Raw genomic sequence first — 15,941 nt, 5'->3', positions numbered from 1 at the left:
CGCGACGCTCCGGCCGATTCCGGAAGACGCCGCCAAGCGATGTCGACCCGCGTCAGCGGCAAATTCAATCTTGCGGCTCTCTATGTGCTGAATGCGAATAATTTCCAGGTCTCGGGAGAAGTCAAAGGTTTGCCGGCGAAGGAAAATGCCGTGTCTGCCATCAAGCTGGAGGGCACCGAGTCGAGTCAGAAGGCGGCTAGCGATGCCGTGAGGGACGTCACGCAATCGCGCAGGTCCGAGCAGCCATCCATCATCATCGTCGAAGTGCTCGGCTTCGGGGGCGGTGGCAGCGACGCGTCGGGCAACCAGGATGAATCGCGCCAGCGTGGCTCGCCTAGTGAGTAACGGGGGACCGGGTTCGGATAGCATGTCAACAAGCCGGAATCTCCGCGATCACTGCTGCGAGTGAATAACTTGATACCGGTCGCTCCAAACAGCGTGATTAAAGAACAACATCATCTTGATGGTAAGCTCAAGCAGAAGCGCTTCGGGCTGCCGGTTCAAGAGCCTTGATATTGTCCGTCGCTCCTGCGACCGAGACCCCGCGACAGACGAGAGGAGGCCCACCATCCAGCGGTGGCAGGCTAATGGCCGCGTGTAATCCCTTCTCCTTGTTAATCAAGATGATATCTCCGCCATGGCGGCGGACAATGGTCCGGGCAATGGAAAGGCCGAGACCTACGCCGCCAGTTTCGCGATTCCGCGAACTCTCCATGCGGAAGAACGGCGTGAAAACCTGCTCCTTGGCGGAATCGGGTATCCCGGGTCCATCGTCGGAGACGATGATTTCGATACTATCTGCTCGTCTCTCCACGCTGACGCGCGCCCGCTCGCCATAACGAATGGCATTTTCGACGAGGTTGCGGCATGCGCGGCGGAGTGCGTCCGGTCGGCAGCTGTAGCTGATCTTTTGTCCCTCGGAGAAAGAGACGTCATAACCGAGTTCGGCGAGATCGTCGCACAGACTCTCCACGAGAGCTGAGAGGTCCACGGTCCGCGTGTTTTCTGCGCTTGCGTCTTCGCGAGCGAATGCGAGAGTCGCCTCCGTCATCGTCTGGATCTCGGTAATTGTGGAGAGCATTTTCTCGCGGACGTCCTCGTCGGACACGAATTCTGCTCGCAAGCGGAGCGAGGTCAGAGGTGTGCGCAGATCATGGCCGATGGCGGCCAGCATTCTGGTGCGGTCGTCGACGAAACGGTGCAGGCGTGCCTGCATGCGATTGAATGCCTCGGCCGTACGTCGGATATCGTCGGGGCCGGTTTCCGGCAGAGGTACGATCTCCTGGCCACGGCCGAGGGCTTCGGCCGCTACGGCCAGGCGGCGCAATGGTTGCGCGATGCCTCGAGCGGCAAATACGGCGATGATCGACAACAACAACGCCGAGAGGCCGAGCGCAACGGTAGATTGGGAAGTCCAAAAGCCGTCCTGCGCGGGTTTGGCAAATGCAGTGTTCAGCCATGCACCGTTCGCCAACCGAACGGCCAACCCCATGCCGGTGGCGTCATCGAGATAAAGAAATTTCGCTGGTCGAGACAGCGGCCAAGCTTCCGGCTTCAAATCGATCCATTGCGAGGAGGGGGCGCTGCCATTGCGGGCACCATTTCGGGCGAAATCCGGTCTCGCTTCGGCCGGCACGGTATGGCCGGGAAAGGACACACGCGGCAATGGCTGAGCCAAACGCTCCCATGCCTCCTCTCGCCACGCGGAGGCATCCTTCAGACCGTCGGTCGATATCCAATATCTCGCCGCACTGGTGTTACTGGCGTTAAGGATATCGGTTTGAAGCGCCGGAGGCGTCGCCTCCAATACCCGGGCGAGCGAAGCGCACCGGCTGAATATCTCGCCCTTGGCGGTCTTCCGAATTGCCTGCCCGTGCTCATCCCACGAAATGAAGAACACGACTGCCTGTGACAGCATTAAAGACAGCAGTGTGAAACAGATGAAACGGGCCGCAAGACTACGCTTCCATAAGCTCATCACGGCTGCTCGACCTGTGCGGCGAGGCTATATCCACCGCCCCAGTGGGTCTTGATCAATGCTGGTACTTTCGGATCAGCCTCGATCTTCTTCCGCAGGCGGCTGACTTGATTATCAATGCTCCTGTCGAATGGATCGGCATCTCGGCCGACTGTCAGGTCAAGGAGCTGATTGCGGCTGAGTACCAGACCCGGATGATCGAGAAATGCGCACAAGAGGCGGAACTCCGCCGTGCTGAGCGGCACCGCGACGCCGTCGTTTCCTACCAACTCGCGCCGGCTGACCTCGAAGGTCCACCGATCGAAGCGCACGACCTTGGTCGCGAGCCGGCCCTTTTGCGGCGGCAGGCTTTGGACTCGTCGAAGCACCGCCTTGATACGGGCGAGAAGTTCGCGGGGATTGAACGGCTTGCTTACGTAGTCATCGGCACCTACCTCCAGGCCGACGATTCGATCGGTCTCCTCCGCCATGGCAGTCAACAGGATAACGGGAAGGTCCGTGGTGCTGCGCAGATGACGGCAGACGGACAATCCGTCCTCGCCCGGCATCATGACGTCAAGAACCACCAGGTCCAGAGCACTTCGTTCCAGCAAACGGCGCAGTGCAACAGCACTCTCCGCAAGGCTGATGCGGTAGCCATGCTGCATCAAGTACTTGCCGACCAGATCGCGAATATCGCGATGATCGTCCACTATGGCGATGTGAGGTGCCGAGTCCATCTAGTTTGCTCCGTCCCGGATCATACTGAAGTCCTGCACTCAACCCATAGGAAAAGTGTAACAGAATGTATCGGCCGCGCATGATCGACCGAAATCAAATGCTTGTGGCAGGCTTCACTGACGGCGTCGCGGCATCGGATCGGGATCGCAGGATCCCGATTCCGATGCCGGCCGATCCGAGCGGGAACCGGCCTCATGTGCATGATTCCCCGATCTGGCTGAAACAGCCTAGGCATAAGCTGTCGCAGAACGTTGTCCCGGTGAGCCGTCTTTGTCGCAAATTGTCGCAGATCCGTATGTCTGCTCAGGCTTGATGCAAGTTGAAAAGCCGCATTGAGAGCAAGGTCATTGAATAGCGAATGACGGGAACGGCGGCCATCACCGAAGACCGCTTCAACTGTCGCGAACTATGCAATGCAGTATTCCTGCGACAGATCGCGACAATTCCCGGCAGCGGTCGGCAAAGTTCTGCGACATCCGGACCCCATCGTGCGCACGCTCAACAAACCAGGAGCGTTACATGTGCGATGCGATGCACGCCGTTTCCCACGAGGCCGTTCCGGAAATCGCGAGAGGCTCATCAGTCGAGGATGATGAAGGCCACACCACACCGAATGGACTGTTTCTTCGCAGAGCCGCGGTGCGGATAAGTTGGCTGCTTGTTCTGGTGTTGCGGAATACCTCGGCCTCGGTCACGCCCCTTGACTTGCCGAACAGTGGCGGTCCCACGGCTATTTCACGCCTCGTGACGGAGGAAGAGTGTTTGATGCCCGAGCAAAATCTTAAGTTCGTGTGCAGAGTGCCCGACTTTACTTCGTCAAATCAAAATATGGGGGGCGCGGTTTCATTCCGATTAAGGCAAACAAACTGAATGTATCATGAGGTTTTCAATACGGACGCGGTTTTCGGCACGCAGGCGTCGGTCGGAAGTCGGCCGGTCGCTCAAGGACGCGAAATGAGCAACGGCTGCACGTTTTCGCCGCCTGCCATGAGGGGATTCGATGGCTCGAAGCGCTCGCGCACTTCTCGCTTTTTGACGAGCGAGCGCGCAACAACAAAGGCGTCCTTTAGGCTTCCAGCTTGCCGGAGTGCTACATTAAAAAAGGCGTTGCCGAAATAGGTCCATTTGGCTTTGTCCCGGCAGCCGAACGATGGATGGTCGGCGTCGGCCGCGGTGATTACCAGCGTATCGGGGTTCGCGAGCCGAGGAATAAAGACCCCGGAATAGCAGGCTGAAATGACCACTACCTTGTATCGCATGCCGGTCCGCGCCAGCATGTAGGCGAGATTAGACGGCGTGAGCGTTTGCGTAAGCCGCCCCGCTTTGACCGCAAGGCCGGCGCGGGAGCCGTGCGAGGTGAGAATCAAAAACAGAATGTCGTTGTTGGCGTCCATCGCGTTGGCCGACGCTTGCAAGGACATGGCCAGGCCTTCGATCGTTGCACCTCCGCCTTTCTTCGAATTGTATTGCACGTTGATCGGGTCGCCTCCGAAACGGCCCGCTACGACCCGTGCTGCGCCGGTCGCCTCCCTTCTAAACACGCCTTGATCACCGAAAAGTCCGAAGGACACTACGCTCACCTTGCGAGCATCCTCAACGGCGTGCACGGTCGAAACCAACGGCACGACGGTCAAAACAAAAGCAATGAGCGGAGCGCCGATCCGGCTGATCCAACGTGGATACACAGCTTCACCAGGGCATTTCTTCAACGGGTCACGTGAAAGAGTCCGCTTCTCCTTGCGCGACCGGTTGAACATCTGAATTGCCTCGGGTGTCGGCTTCAGCGCGACCTCGGTGCCCTGCTGTTGCAGCGAGCATCGTTCTCGCCGAGAAACGCCGCAACTAAATCGTCACGAAATGGGTGAAATGATCGTGAACAAAACGAGACGGAAACACCCATCACGGCGAGAAAAATCAATAACTCATCCGTTCATCCAAATGAGTAACCTTGGCGGCAAACTGGTAGCCGCCATTACGGACAGTCTTGAATATTTGTGCTGTGCCGCCGACTGCAAGTTTGCGTCGTAGGCGGCTGACCAGCACATCAATCGAGCGGTCCAGGACGTCTTCATCGCGCCCCCGCGTCAGATCGAGCAATTGGTCTCGTGAGAGCACGCGGCCGGGACGAGCGAGAAAGGTCAGGAGCAGATCAAACTCGGCGCCCGTGAGCTCAATGTTGCCACCGTCCGGATCGACCACCGAACGGGCAAACGGATCGGCTACGAATCCTTCAAAAAGATAGCGACCCCTCCCGTCCTGCGCGGAACGGTCATCTTGTATCCAAATTGAGCAGGCCCCGCAAAACCAGCACTGATTGAGGTCGTGGTCACCGCGCTCAAAGGCTGAGCGTCCAACCTTGACCGTTCTGACCGCGCTGCTTTCTTCTCAGGCGCAGGCCTTACCGCTGCGCCACTAAAAGACTTGACGCCCAGGGTCTGGTCATCCTACTGGTCTGACCAAGGTCAGATCAATAGGACCCAAGGGATGGAACTCACGCGGCCCGTCGAGAGCGACAAGGGATTCGAGAAGGTTTTCGCCTTCTTGCGGGAGCGCCTGCTCGCAGGGTCGCTCAAGCCCGGCGACCGCCTGGTCTCCGAACGCGAACTCGCAAGCCAGCTTGGTGTCAGCCGACCGATCGTCCGCGAAGCGTTGCGCGCGCTGACCGTGCTCGGCATCGTCGAAATACGCGACCGCATCGGCACGGTGGTAACGCGGCCGGACGTCTCGGTCCTCAATGACTTCTTCACGTTCGCGCTCGCCCAGCAGGCGGACATGCTCGACGACGTGATGCAGGCGCGGGTCGCGATCGAATGCCAGGCGATCAGACTCGCTTGCGCGCGCGCCGGCATTGCCGATTTCGAACGCTTGCAGCGCGCGCTCGCGCAAATCGAAGCGACGATCGACGAGGCCGATGCGGGCGGCATGGCCGACTTCGAATTTCACCGCACGATCGTGCTCGCCTCACATTCGGAAACGCTGACCGTCCTTCACAATTCGTTGGCGGGTCTCCTGACGCATTCGCATCGCAGCCGCCGCGAGCTTGTGCAGTCGTTTCCTTCGGTGAAGACGTATCTGGTCGACGACCACAGGCGCATCTTCGAGGCCGTTATCGCACGTGATCCGGAACGAGCGGACGCGACGCTGCGAAAGCACTTCGCGATCGGCGATGAATACCGCAGGCGTGCGCTGGTCGGCGAGACCGACGGCCGAAAGGCGTCGCGCTGACTGCAACGCAATCGAACAACAAGAAGACGAGAGCGAACAGATGGGACGGGACGGCAAGGGAAGCGTCGGCTTCATCGGCATCGGAACGATGGGCCGGGAAATGGTCCGCAACCTCCTGAAGGCAGGTCACGCGGTTCGTGCCTTCGACCTCAACGAGGCCGCCGTCGCAGACGTCGCCAAGGACGGCGCGGCCCGTGCGCAACATGCGGCAGATGCCGCGCGCGACGCCGACATCGTCATCACGATGCTGCCCGACACGCCCCATGTCGAGGCGGTGGTCTATGGCGAGGACGGTCTGCTGAAAGCTCCACCTCCCGGCAAACTCGTCGTGGATATGAGCACGATCTCGCCAGTCGCGGTCCGCCGCATCCATGCGGATCTGCAACGCGCGGGCGTCAGTTTCATCGATGCGCCCGTGTCCGGCGGCCCTCTCGGCGCCAAGAATGCGGCGCTGTCGATCATGGCCGGCGGCGAAGCGGAAGCCTTCGGCAAGGCTGAACCTTTCTTCAGGGCCATGGGCACCACCATCACCCATGTTGGCGCTTCCGGCGCCGGACAAACGGTCAAGCTCTGCAATCAACTGATTTGCGGCATCAACATCCAGGCGATTTGTGAAGCGCTCGCTTTGGGCCGCGCCTCCGGCGTCGACCTGGATTTGCTTCGCCGCGTCCTGTTGGGCGGCTCGGCCTCGTCCTGGATGCTGGACAAGCTCGGTCCGGCAATGATCGGAGGCGACGTCGGCGCCGGCTTTCGGATCGACTTGATGCTCAAGGACCTCAGGCTGGTGCAGGAGCATGCGCAAGCCCTGAACGTGCCATTGCCCGGAACCGCACTCGTCACCAGCCAATATGTCGACGCGCGGGCGCACGGCGAAGGCACGAACGGCAATCAGGCCCTGTTCCGTGTCTACGACCGCATGACCAATCAAAGCACTGGGTGATCCTGTTGCAATGAACATCGAACTCGACTTTCCCGCAGTGCTGGAACGGTGGCCGAACTTCCTCGGAGGCACCATTCTGACGCTCGAACTCGCGTTCCTTGCAACGGTTTCCGGCGCCCTTCTCGGCACACTCGCGGCCGTGGGTCGCGGAGCCCATAGCCGGCTGATTGCTCGCATCTGCAAAATCTATGTGGAAGCCATCCGCAATACGCCGCTGCTGGTCCAGATATTCCTGGTCTATTTCGGACTTGCCAGCATCGGCCTGAAACTGTCAGCCTTCACCGTTGCGGTGGTTGCTCTGACGATCAATGTCGGAGCCTACACGGCCGAGATCATGCGGGCCGGTTTCGAAGCGATCCCGCGCGGGCAGATCGAGGCGGCCGAAGGACTCGCGCTCACGCGGTTCCAGATCTATTGGCACATCATCCTGCTGCCCGCCGTCGAAAAGGTTTATCCGGCGCTCACCAGCCAGTTCGTCCTGCTGATGCTGGCCTCGTCGGTCTGCTCGCAGATCTCCGCCGAGGAATTGACGGCCGTGGCCAACTACGTCCAGTCGGATACCTACCGAGCGTTCGAGACCTACATCATCGTCGCCGTGCTCTACATTCTGCTGTCGCTGGTCATGCGCGCGGGCTTCTGGGGTCTCGGCCTCGTCCTGTTTCCGCGCCGGCGACGGCTCGGCACGGCTTTGTGAGGTAGCGCATGGGCGGACATCTCAACGTCAACCACCTGCTTTTCCTCGGCCACGGCGCGCTATGGACGATCGGGCTTTCCCTGATCGCTCTCATTGGTGGCGGTATCGTCGGCTTCGTGATCGCACTCGCGCGCATTTCTCCCCTCAGGTCCGTGCGACTTCTCAGCGCCGCCTATGTGCAGTTGGTCCAGGGCACGCCACTCCTCGTTATCCTGTTCCTCGGCTATTTTGGACTGGCAGCGATTGGCCTCAAGATGTCGCCGCTTGCCGCCGCCAGCGCTTCGCTCACCCTCTATGTCGCCGCCTATCTCGGCGAGATTTGGCGCGGCTCGATCCAGTCGGTGCCAAAGCCGCAATGGGAAGCGGCGGAGGGCCTGGCGCTGAGCCGGACGCAACGCATGATGAAGGTGATCCTGCCGCAGGCGATCCGCATCGCGACGCCGCCGACCGTCGGCTTCATGGTGCAGATCGTCAAGAACACCTCGCTCGCCTCGGTGGTCGGTTTCGTCGAATTGATGCGTTCGGGACAGATCGTCAACAACTCGCTGTTCGAGCCATTCATCGTCTACGCCATCATCGCCGCCGTCTACTTCGCCATGTGCTACCCGCTGTCCCTGTTCAGTCAGAAGCTGGAGCGGCGGATGGGACGTGGCAGTGCCAACTTCAGTCTGGCCTGACATGCAGCAAACCTCATCTTCCACTCCCATCGTGTCGCTCCGCGACGTGCAGAAGAGCTTTGGCTCGCTGAAGGTGCTCGACGGCGTGAGCTTTACCGTCGAGCGCGGCGAGGTCCTTGCCATCATTGGCAGGTCGGGTTCCGGCAAGAGCACCGCGTTACGCTGCATCGACCGGTTCGAGAAGGTCGACGGGGGCGAGATCTCCGTCTGCGGACGCAGGGTTGATCTTCCAGACGTCGATCTGCGGGCTCTGCGGCAGGATGTCGGTATCGTATTCCAAAGTTACAACCTGTTTCCCCACCTCACGATCGAGCAGAACATCACGCTGGCACCGTGCTCGGTGAAGCGAATGGGCCTGGCCGAGGCGAAAGCGCTGGCCCACAAGGTGCTGGCGCAGGTCGGTCTCGAAGAGAAGATTCACGCCTATCCCGAACAGCTTTCCGGTGGTCAGCAGCAACGCGCCGCCATCGCGCGTTCGCTCGCCATGCAGCCCAAGGTCATGCTGTTCGACGAGGTAACCTCAGCGCTCGATCCCGAACTGACAGGCGAAGTGCTGAAGGTGATCGAGCAGCTCGCAGCCGACGGCATGACCATGGTGATGGTCACGCATGAAATGGGATTTGCAAGGAGCATCGCCGATCGGATCGTCTTCATGCATCGTGGCAAGGTTCACGAAACCGGGCCTGCCTCGATCCTGACGGCACCGACAACGCCGGAACTCGTCCAGTTCGTGGGGACGGGCAATCTGAAATCATAACAGGAGAGGAAACCCCAATGATCGGAAACCGGATGATTCTGAGCAGCGCCGTTGCTGCATGCTGCCTCGTCGTGCTGGCTGACCGGCCGGCGCAGGCCGACTTGCTCGATGACATCACGCAGGCCAAGAAGATCCGTATCTCGACCGACCTTGCCATTCCCCCGTCCGGCATGATGGACAGCAGCATGAAGCCGACCGGCTCCGATGTCGAGGTTGCCCAGTTGCTGGCCAAGGATTGGGGCCTCGAGCTGGAATTCATCCAGACGACTGGCGCGACGCGGATCCCGAATGTGCAGACCGGAAAGGCGGATATCATCATATCCACCCTGTCGGTCACGCCTGAGCGGGCCAAGGTGATCGATTTCTCGAAGAAATACGCGACGCTGCAATCGGATATCGGCTGCCTGAAGTCACTGAATGTCAAGGACTGGCCGGACCTGAAGGACAAGACCGTGGGCGTCTCGCGTGGCACCACGCAGGATACGATGCTGTCGAATATGAAGGACAAGGAACTGAAGATCGCGCGTTATGACGATGATGCCACCGGAGTGACGGCGGCCGTCTCCGGCCAGGTCGATTGCGTCGGTTCGTCGGCCACGATCATCAATCAGATCGGCATCAAGAATCCGGCGCGCATCTTCGAGTCCAAGATCCCGCTCGCCAGCTTCGAACTCGCCATCGGGCTGAAGAAGGGTGAGACGCGCTTGCTGGAGAAGCTCAACGCGTGGGTCACCGAAAACGTCAAAAACGGCAAGCTCAACGCCATCTACAAGAAATTCCATGGTGTCGAACTGCCACCCGATATGCGCGGCTGAAACCCATAAAACCGTGGCGGCCGTCATGGCCGCCATCATCACAAGAGGAAAAACTAGAATGCGTCTCGTCATAGGATCCGACCACGCCGGCTGGTCGCTCAAGAAGGCTGTCATCGATCACGTCCGCAGTCTCGGACACGAGGTCGTCGATGTCGGATCCTACGACGAAAATCCGGTGGATTTTCCGGATATCGCACGGGCCGTGGCACGGAAGGTGACGTCGGGTGAAGTCGCGCGCGGCATCATGGTGTGCGGCACCGGCGTCGGAGCCTCGATCGCGGCCAACAAGATGAAGGGCATCCGCGCCGCGGTCTGTCACGATGTCCATTCGGCCCATCAGAGCGTCGAGCATGATGATGTGAATGTCATGTGCATTGGCGCGCAGATCGTCGGACCGTGGCTCGCCAACGATCTCATCTCCTCGTTTCTTGCCGCCGAGTTTTCGACGGAGGAGGATTTCCGGCGACGCGTCCAAAAGCTTCACGAAATGGATGCGGAAGGCTGAGGTCTTTGCGTACGGGGCGGCTGACAATCCGCGTCTTTCTTATCAACGACTTCGCCGCCCATGTGTTGGAAGTCAGGCACGCGATCCAGCATGCGGGCGCCGATGGGGCGATCAAGATCGTTTCGCGTATTGAACGGCCAGCATCCTTGTCGGACAATGACGCGGCGTCCTACAGGCGTGGCGCAGCGGCCTGAACCGGAGAAGATGCAATGTCAGCGATTATTCGACCGGCCACCATGAACGGGCCCGCGATTTTTCTGGCGCAGTTCATCGGCGATGCGCCGCCGTTTGACAGCTTCGATGCCATCTGCGGCTGGGCTGCAGGACTAGGGTACAAGGGCGTTCAGGTCCCGACCTCCGATCCACGCCTGATCGATATCGACAAGGCAGCCGCCTCTCAGACCTATTGCGATGAAATTGCCGGCGTGGCTGCGAGCCATGGTCTGGTGATCACCGAATTGTCCACCCACCTGCAAGGACAGCTCGTCGCGGTTCACCCGGCCTACAACGAAGCCTTTGACGCTTTTGCGCCACCGGCAGTCAGGGGCAAGCCGAACGAACGTCAGATCTGGGCGGTAGATCAAATGATGAAGGCAGCGCAGGCGTCTCGCCGTCTCGGCCTCACCGGCAGCGTGAGCTTCACCGGCGCGCTGGCCTGGCCGTTCCTTTATCCCTGGCCGCAGCGGCCGCCGGGCCTGATCGAGACGGCGTTCGACGAACTCGCGCGTCGCTGGCGTCCGATCCTCGATGCATACGAGGAGGCGGGCGTCGACCTCTGCTACGAGATCCATCCAGGCGAGGACGTATGCGACGGCATTACCTTCGAGATGTTCTACGAGCGCACCGGCAATCACCCGCGTTGCGCGATCAACTACGATCCGTCCCATTTCGTCCTGCAGCAATTGGACTATCTGGCCTTCATCGACATTTACGCCGAGCGCATCCGCGCCTTCCACGTGAAGGACGCGGAGTTCAACCCGACCGGGCGGCAGGGCGTCTATTCGGGCTTCCAGCCCTGGGTCAATCGCGCCGGCCGCTTTCGATCGCTCGGCGACGGACAGGTTGACTTCAAGGCGATCTTCTCGCGGCTGGCTGCCATCGGATTCGACCGCTGGGCGGTGCTGGAGTGGGAATGCTGTTTGAAGAACGCGGAGGACGGCGCGCGCGAAGGTGCAGCCTTTATCCGCGATCACATCATCCGCGTCACCGAACGAGCCTTCGACGACTTCGCCGGCGGCACCAGCGACGAGACCCAGATCCGACGGACATTGGGCCTCATTTGAGCGCCGGAATAAATCGACAGGAGCGCGCGACATGGCTGAGCCACGCATTCGACTAGGAATGGTAGGCGGCGGGGAAGGCGCCTTCATCGGGGCCGTCCACCGTATCGCCGCGCGCCTGGACGATCGTTACGAACTCGTCGCCGGTGCGCTTTCGGCCTCGCCCGATAAAGCGATCCGATCGGCGGCGGCTATCAGCCTTCCGTCCGATCGATCCTATCCGGACTTCCGGACCATGGCGCAGGCCGAGGCCGCGCGAACCGACGGTATAGAGGCGGTTGCGATCGTCACTCCAAACCATATGCACGCACCCGTCGCCGACGCCTTCCTGGATGCGGGTGTTCATATCATCTGCGACAAACCGTTGACGACAACCCTTGAGGAGGCGCGCCGCTTGCGCGACAAGGCACGCGCGAGCGGACTGATATTTGCCGTCACCTATAATTATTCCGGTTATCCGCTTGTCCGCCATGCACGCTCTATGGTTCAGGGCGGCGAACTCGGCGCAATCCGGATCGTGCAGGTCGAATATCCGCAGGATTGGTTGGCCGATCCGCTTGAGGCCACCGGCCAGAAGCAGGCCGATTGGCGTACCGATCCGGCGCGCTCGGGTGGCGGCGGCTGCGTCGGCGACATCGGTACCCATGCATATCAGCTGGCGCACTTTGTCACCGGGATGATGCCTGAGCAGATTCTGGCCGAGACGACCATCTTCGTGCCGGGCCGCCGTGTCGATGACAACGTGCAAATTCTGCTGCGTTACGGCAACGGGGCACGGGGCGCCTTATGGGCGAGCCAGGTCGCAGTCGGAAACGACAATGGATTGCGGTTACGGATCTTCGGTGAGAAGGGCGGCCTGGACTGGCGGCAGGAAGAGCCGGACGTTCTCATCTGGTCGCCGCTCGGTGAAGCACCAAGGTTGATCCGCCGGGGCGCAATGTCCATGAATGCCGCCGGTCAGCGCGTCAATCGCATTCCGTCCGGCCATCCCGAGGGATACCTGGAAGCGTTCGCGACGATCTATGCCGAAGTGGCCACAGCTATTGTGGCCCGTCGTACCGCTTCCATTGCCGATCCGGGGCTGACCTTTCCAACGATTGAGGATGGCTTTGCCGGTGTTGCGATGGTGGACGCCGTCCTGCGCTCAAGCGCCGCCGGAGGGGTCTGGATGCCGGTTTAAGAAAATCAATAACTTAGATGATACTCATTGCGTTCGGGACGCAAGGACCTGTCTCGGAAGGCGACGATCGGCGAATGTCGGGAGCCCCGCAACCATCCAGAGCGGGGCGGGACGGTTGGGCCGAATCTCAACGCCCTGGACCAGCCCGCGAAAATGCTGATGAGAGTGATGCCCGATCCTCCGCCTAGTCGGCATTTCGAGACGATTGCACCGGTGAATTTGCCGGTAATCAACGTGCGGGCAAGTTATGGGTTGAATGGAGCGCGCAGCGCTGCGTCCTCTCGCGCCGGACACGCGGCAGCCCTCCGGCAACCCGATGCGCGCAAGCAGATTGCGCGGCGGACTCCGTTGACGCCGTCGAGTGGGGACACCACATATCCCTGTACCGTCGATCCCACTTCACCGCTGAGAGCAAGATATGGACGCGCCGCCAAACATCGATCCTGTCGCCGCGCATTCTGACAACGACGTTGTGCACTGGCTGACAAACGGCACGCGCGATGAGCGCTTCATTGACAATATCTTTGCTGAGATGTGTGTCCGGCTCCAGCGGGCGGGCATTCCCGTCAAGCGGGCAACGCTTCATATCCTGATCCACCATCCGCAATGGCTTGGCGCCCGGATCATATGGGCCGACGGGATGCGCGAGGCCGAGATTGCGAGAGTAGACTACGATGTCAGGGAGCGATCCGAATACATCGGTAGTCCCGCCAACGAAATCCATGACGGCGCCGCCGAGGTGCGCGAGAATCTCGAAAGCGATCCCTCGCTGGGCCGCAAGCACGCCGTCTATGACGAGATGCGGGCGAAAGGCCTGACCGACTATGTGGCGTGGCCGCTGTACCATACGCTCGGCAAGCGGCATATCGTGACCTTTGCAACCGACCGGCCCGGAGGTTTCGACGGCGCGCATATCGCCGGCCTGTTGAAATTGTTGCCGGTTCTGGCGCTGGTCAGCGAAATCCGTGTCAAGAACCGGTTGGCACGAACGCTGCTCGAAACCTATGTCGGGTCGCATGCCGGCGAGCTCATTCTGGCCGGCGCCACCAGGCGCGGCAGCGGGACGACGGTACGCGCTGCCATCATGATTTGTGATCTGCGTGATTTCACAGGGATTTCCGACAATTGGCCGCGCGATGACGTCATCGATCTTCTGAACGGTTATTTCGACGCGATGTCAGAGCCGATCGCGCGATATGGCGGGGAAATACTGAAATTCATCGGCGACGGTCTGCTCGCCATTTTTCCGCTCAGCCAGCCGTCGGCTTGCGCGAATCTGCTGCATGCCGTGGCCGAAGCCCGTCAGGCCATGATTGCCCTGAACGAAAAGAACAGTGAAACCGGTCGTGCGCCGCTGAATTACGGTATCGGCGTCCACGTCGGAGACGTCATGAACGGCAATATCGGGTCGCGCAGCCGGCTCGACTTCACCGTCATCGGTCCTGCGGTCAACATGGCTTCGCGTCTCGAGACCCTCACCAAACAATTGGGGAGACCGGTGCTGCTGTCCCGCGCGTTCGCCGACTTCGTCGAAGGCGATTTCGATCTTGAACGCGTCGGCGAATATCCGGTGCGCGGCTTCAACGACCCGATCGAGCTGTTTGCGTATCACGGCTGAATGCCGATCTATCGCCAGCTGTCGAGCCGTCCCCAAAGGGGCGCGAACTCCCCAAACGGCGACTATCAGCGAATGTCCGTCTCGGTGTTGCTAGTCTCCGTGACAAAAGCTCACACACTGAAAGACACGTAGAGCCGCGGCTTTCTGTCAGGATCGGTGTCTGCGCATTCATTCTCCTTGCCCCTGATCTCTTGACATCGGCCGCTCTCGTTCTCATTATGTTCTCTCTGCGAGACCTCTTCGAAACGTCACGAGCGAACGGTCGGGATGGCAAGGACAGCCACCATCCTCCATGCGGACCTGGATGCTTTCTATGCCTCCGTCGAGCAGCTGCTTGACCCTTCGTTGCGCGGCAAGCCCATTGCTGTCGGTGGTGGGGTTGTGCTTGCCGCTTCTTACGAAGCCAAGGCCTTCGGAGTCCGCGGCGGCATGCCGGGACGGCAAGCGTCCGAACTCTGTCCGCAACTCATCTTTGTCAGCGGGCATTTTAGGGAATACCAACGGCTGGGCGACGCCGCCATCAAAGTGATCGGCGATTTCACGCCGCTCGTAGAACGCATTTCCATTGACGAGGCCTTTGCCGACGTTGCGGGCTGCACCCATCTCTTCGGTACGCCTGCCGAAATCGCGCGGGCAATCCGCCAGCGCGTGCGCACCGAGCTTGGCCTTCCGATCTCAGTCGGTGTGGCGCGCACCAAGCATCTGGCAAAAATTGCCTCGCAAGTGGCCAAGCCCGACGGGCTGATGGTCGTCGATCCCGAAACCGAGCTGAAATTCCTTCACCGCTTGCCCGTCGAGTTGATGTGGGGTGTGGGTCCGGTCACGAAGGCGCGGCTCGCCGAGATAGGCGTGCTAACCATCGGGCAGCTGTCAAAGACGCCGGGATGGTCGCTTGAGCGGTTGCTCGGTCCCGCGGCAGGAGAGAAACTTGCAGCGCTGGCATGGAATCGCGATCGACGGGAAATCAGGGCTCACCAACGGGCTCGATCGGCAGGAGCGCAATCGGCAGTTGGCAGGAAGCCTGCCGAAGAGCAAGTTTTTCGACCAACCCTTCTTCACCTCGCTGACCGAATCGGCACCCGGCTCCGCGCGAAATCCAGGCCTGGCCGAACCGTGACGGTCCGCGTTCGCTTCGCCAATCTAAATTCGGTCACCCGGTCGGTCACGCTCGACGCGCCGATTTCCGCGACCGTAATCCTCGCCGAGATTGCCGGGGATCTCGTGCGCGCGGTCCTCGCAGAACACCCAGATGAGAAGACCATCTCGCTCCTGGCTATCTCTGTGTCGCATCTCGAAGAGCACTGGGATCTGGAGCTTGAACTTCCGCTTGGACTTCAAGATGAACGCCGCTGCCCCGGCACCAAAATAGGCATGGCACGATGGGCGGCCGACCGGGCCGTCGATAAGATCCGCGATCGGTTCGGATGGGATGCTATTGGATACGGCTCGGTGGCGCTGGGCATCTCTCGTTCCGTTCCCGACGCGTTTCGCGAACTCGCCGAAAAGGACCTGTGACGTCTCAAGGCGCTGCCGGAAGTGCCGGGACCCGCTC

The 15,941-nt window shown here is 60.5% G+C and carries 15 protein-coding genes and 1 pseudogene; 12 read left to right on the top strand and 4 right to left on the bottom strand.

The features are described from left to right. The first annotated feature begins 39 nt into the window (after window positions 1-39). The gene (locus tag KIP88_RS09580) at window positions 40-345 is read left to right on the top strand and encodes a hypothetical protein (protein WP_214487645.1); all 306 of its coding nucleotides are present in this window, start codon (window positions 40-42) and stop codon (window positions 343-345) included. Window positions 346-472: 127 nt separating this feature from the next. Here KIP88_RS09580 and KIP88_RS09575 read toward each other — a convergent pair whose 3' ends face one another. The 4 genes and pseudogenes from KIP88_RS09575 to KIP88_RS09560 all read right to left on the bottom strand — a co-directional run. After that, window positions 473-1,978 carry an ATP-binding protein gene (locus tag KIP88_RS09575; RefSeq protein WP_214487644.1) on the bottom strand — a complete coding sequence of 502 codons (1,506 nt, stop codon included), beginning with the start codon at window positions 1,976-1,978 and terminating at the stop codon, window positions 473-475. After that, the gene (locus tag KIP88_RS09570; RefSeq protein WP_214487643.1) at window positions 1,978-2,697 is read right to left on the bottom strand and encodes a response regulator; all 720 of its coding nucleotides are present in this window, start codon (window positions 2,695-2,697) and stop codon (window positions 1,978-1,980) included. Before KIP88_RS09570 ends, KIP88_RS09575 begins: the two co-directional genes overlap by 1 nt. A 942-nt stretch (window positions 2,698-3,639) precedes the next feature. Beyond that, a complete protein-coding gene (locus KIP88_RS09565) occupies window positions 3,640-4,455 on the bottom strand; it encodes a C13 family peptidase (RefSeq protein WP_214487642.1) in 816 nt (271 codons plus the stop codon). Between the two features lie 157 nt (window positions 4,456-4,612). Next, window positions 4,613-4,942 (bottom strand): annotated as a pseudogene (locus KIP88_RS09560) (winged helix-turn-helix domain-containing protein); the annotation flags it as partial. 240 nt (window positions 4,943-5,182) lie between these two features. On the opposite strand from KIP88_RS09560, the gene KIP88_RS09555 reads away from it, so the two are divergent. The 11 genes from KIP88_RS09555 (at window position 5,183) to dinB (ending at window position 15,904) form a co-directional block, all read left to right on the top strand. Next, window positions 5,183-5,923, top strand: coding sequence for a FadR/GntR family transcriptional regulator (locus KIP88_RS09555; protein ID WP_214487641.1), 741 nt, complete (start codon window positions 5,183-5,185; stop codon window positions 5,921-5,923). Between the two features lie 40 nt (window positions 5,924-5,963). Next, the gene (locus KIP88_RS09550) at window positions 5,964-6,863 is read left to right on the top strand and encodes an NAD(P)-dependent oxidoreductase (protein ID WP_214487640.1); all 900 of its coding nucleotides are present in this window, start codon (window positions 5,964-5,966) and stop codon (window positions 6,861-6,863) included. Window positions 6,864-6,873: 10 nt separating this feature from the next. Continuing rightward, window positions 6,874-7,557 (top strand): amino acid ABC transporter permease, encoded by a 684-nt coding sequence (locus KIP88_RS09545; RefSeq protein WP_214487639.1) that lies wholly within the window; start codon window positions 6,874-6,876, stop codon window positions 7,555-7,557. Between the two features lie 8 nt (window positions 7,558-7,565). Then, window positions 7,566-8,234, top strand: a complete 669-nt coding sequence (locus KIP88_RS09540; RefSeq protein ID WP_214487638.1) for an amino acid ABC transporter permease — start codon at window positions 7,566-7,568, stop codon at window positions 8,232-8,234. Between the two features lies 1 nt (window position 8,235). Beyond that, the gene (locus KIP88_RS09535) at window positions 8,236-8,991 is read left to right on the top strand and encodes an amino acid ABC transporter ATP-binding protein (RefSeq protein WP_214488002.1); all 756 of its coding nucleotides are present in this window, start codon (window positions 8,236-8,238) and stop codon (window positions 8,989-8,991) included. 32 nt (window positions 8,992-9,023) lie between these two features. Continuing rightward, complete coding sequence (locus KIP88_RS09530; RefSeq protein ID WP_374226450.1) at window positions 9,024-9,806, top strand: transporter substrate-binding domain-containing protein; 783 nt, start codon at window positions 9,024-9,026, stop codon at window positions 9,804-9,806. A 58-nt stretch (window positions 9,807-9,864) separates the two neighbouring features. Beyond that, a complete protein-coding gene (gene rpiB, locus KIP88_RS09525) occupies window positions 9,865-10,311 on the top strand; it encodes a ribose 5-phosphate isomerase B (protein WP_214487637.1) in 447 nt (148 codons plus the stop codon). 209 nt (window positions 10,312-10,520) lie between these two features. Next, entirely contained in the window at window positions 10,521-11,594 is a 1,074-nt protein-coding gene (locus KIP88_RS09520) for a sugar phosphate isomerase/epimerase (RefSeq protein WP_214487636.1), read from the top strand. 31 nt (window positions 11,595-11,625) lie between these two features. Next, window positions 11,626-12,771, top strand: coding sequence for a Gfo/Idh/MocA family protein (locus KIP88_RS09515; RefSeq protein WP_214487635.1), 1,146 nt, complete (start codon window positions 11,626-11,628; stop codon window positions 12,769-12,771). Window positions 12,772-13,189: 418 nt separating this feature from the next. After that, window positions 13,190-14,389: an adenylate/guanylate cyclase domain-containing protein gene (locus KIP88_RS09510; protein WP_214487634.1), complete on the top strand. Its 1,200-nt coding sequence runs from the start codon at window positions 13,190-13,192 to the stop codon at window positions 14,387-14,389. Window positions 14,390-14,656: 267 nt separating this feature from the next. Next, window positions 14,657-15,904: a DNA polymerase IV gene (gene dinB, locus KIP88_RS09505; RefSeq protein ID WP_214487633.1), complete on the top strand. Its 1,248-nt coding sequence runs from the start codon at window positions 14,657-14,659 to the stop codon at window positions 15,902-15,904. The last annotated feature ends 37 nt before the right edge of the window (window positions 15,905-15,941 follow it).

Source organism: Bradyrhizobium sp. SRL28, assembly GCF_018596315.1.
In the GTDB taxonomy this organism is placed as follows: Bacteria; Pseudomonadota; Alphaproteobacteria; order Rhizobiales; family Xanthobacteraceae; genus Bradyrhizobium.
Note: the sequence above shows the minus strand (reverse complement) of the source record. Positions and strands in the feature narration are given on the sequence as shown.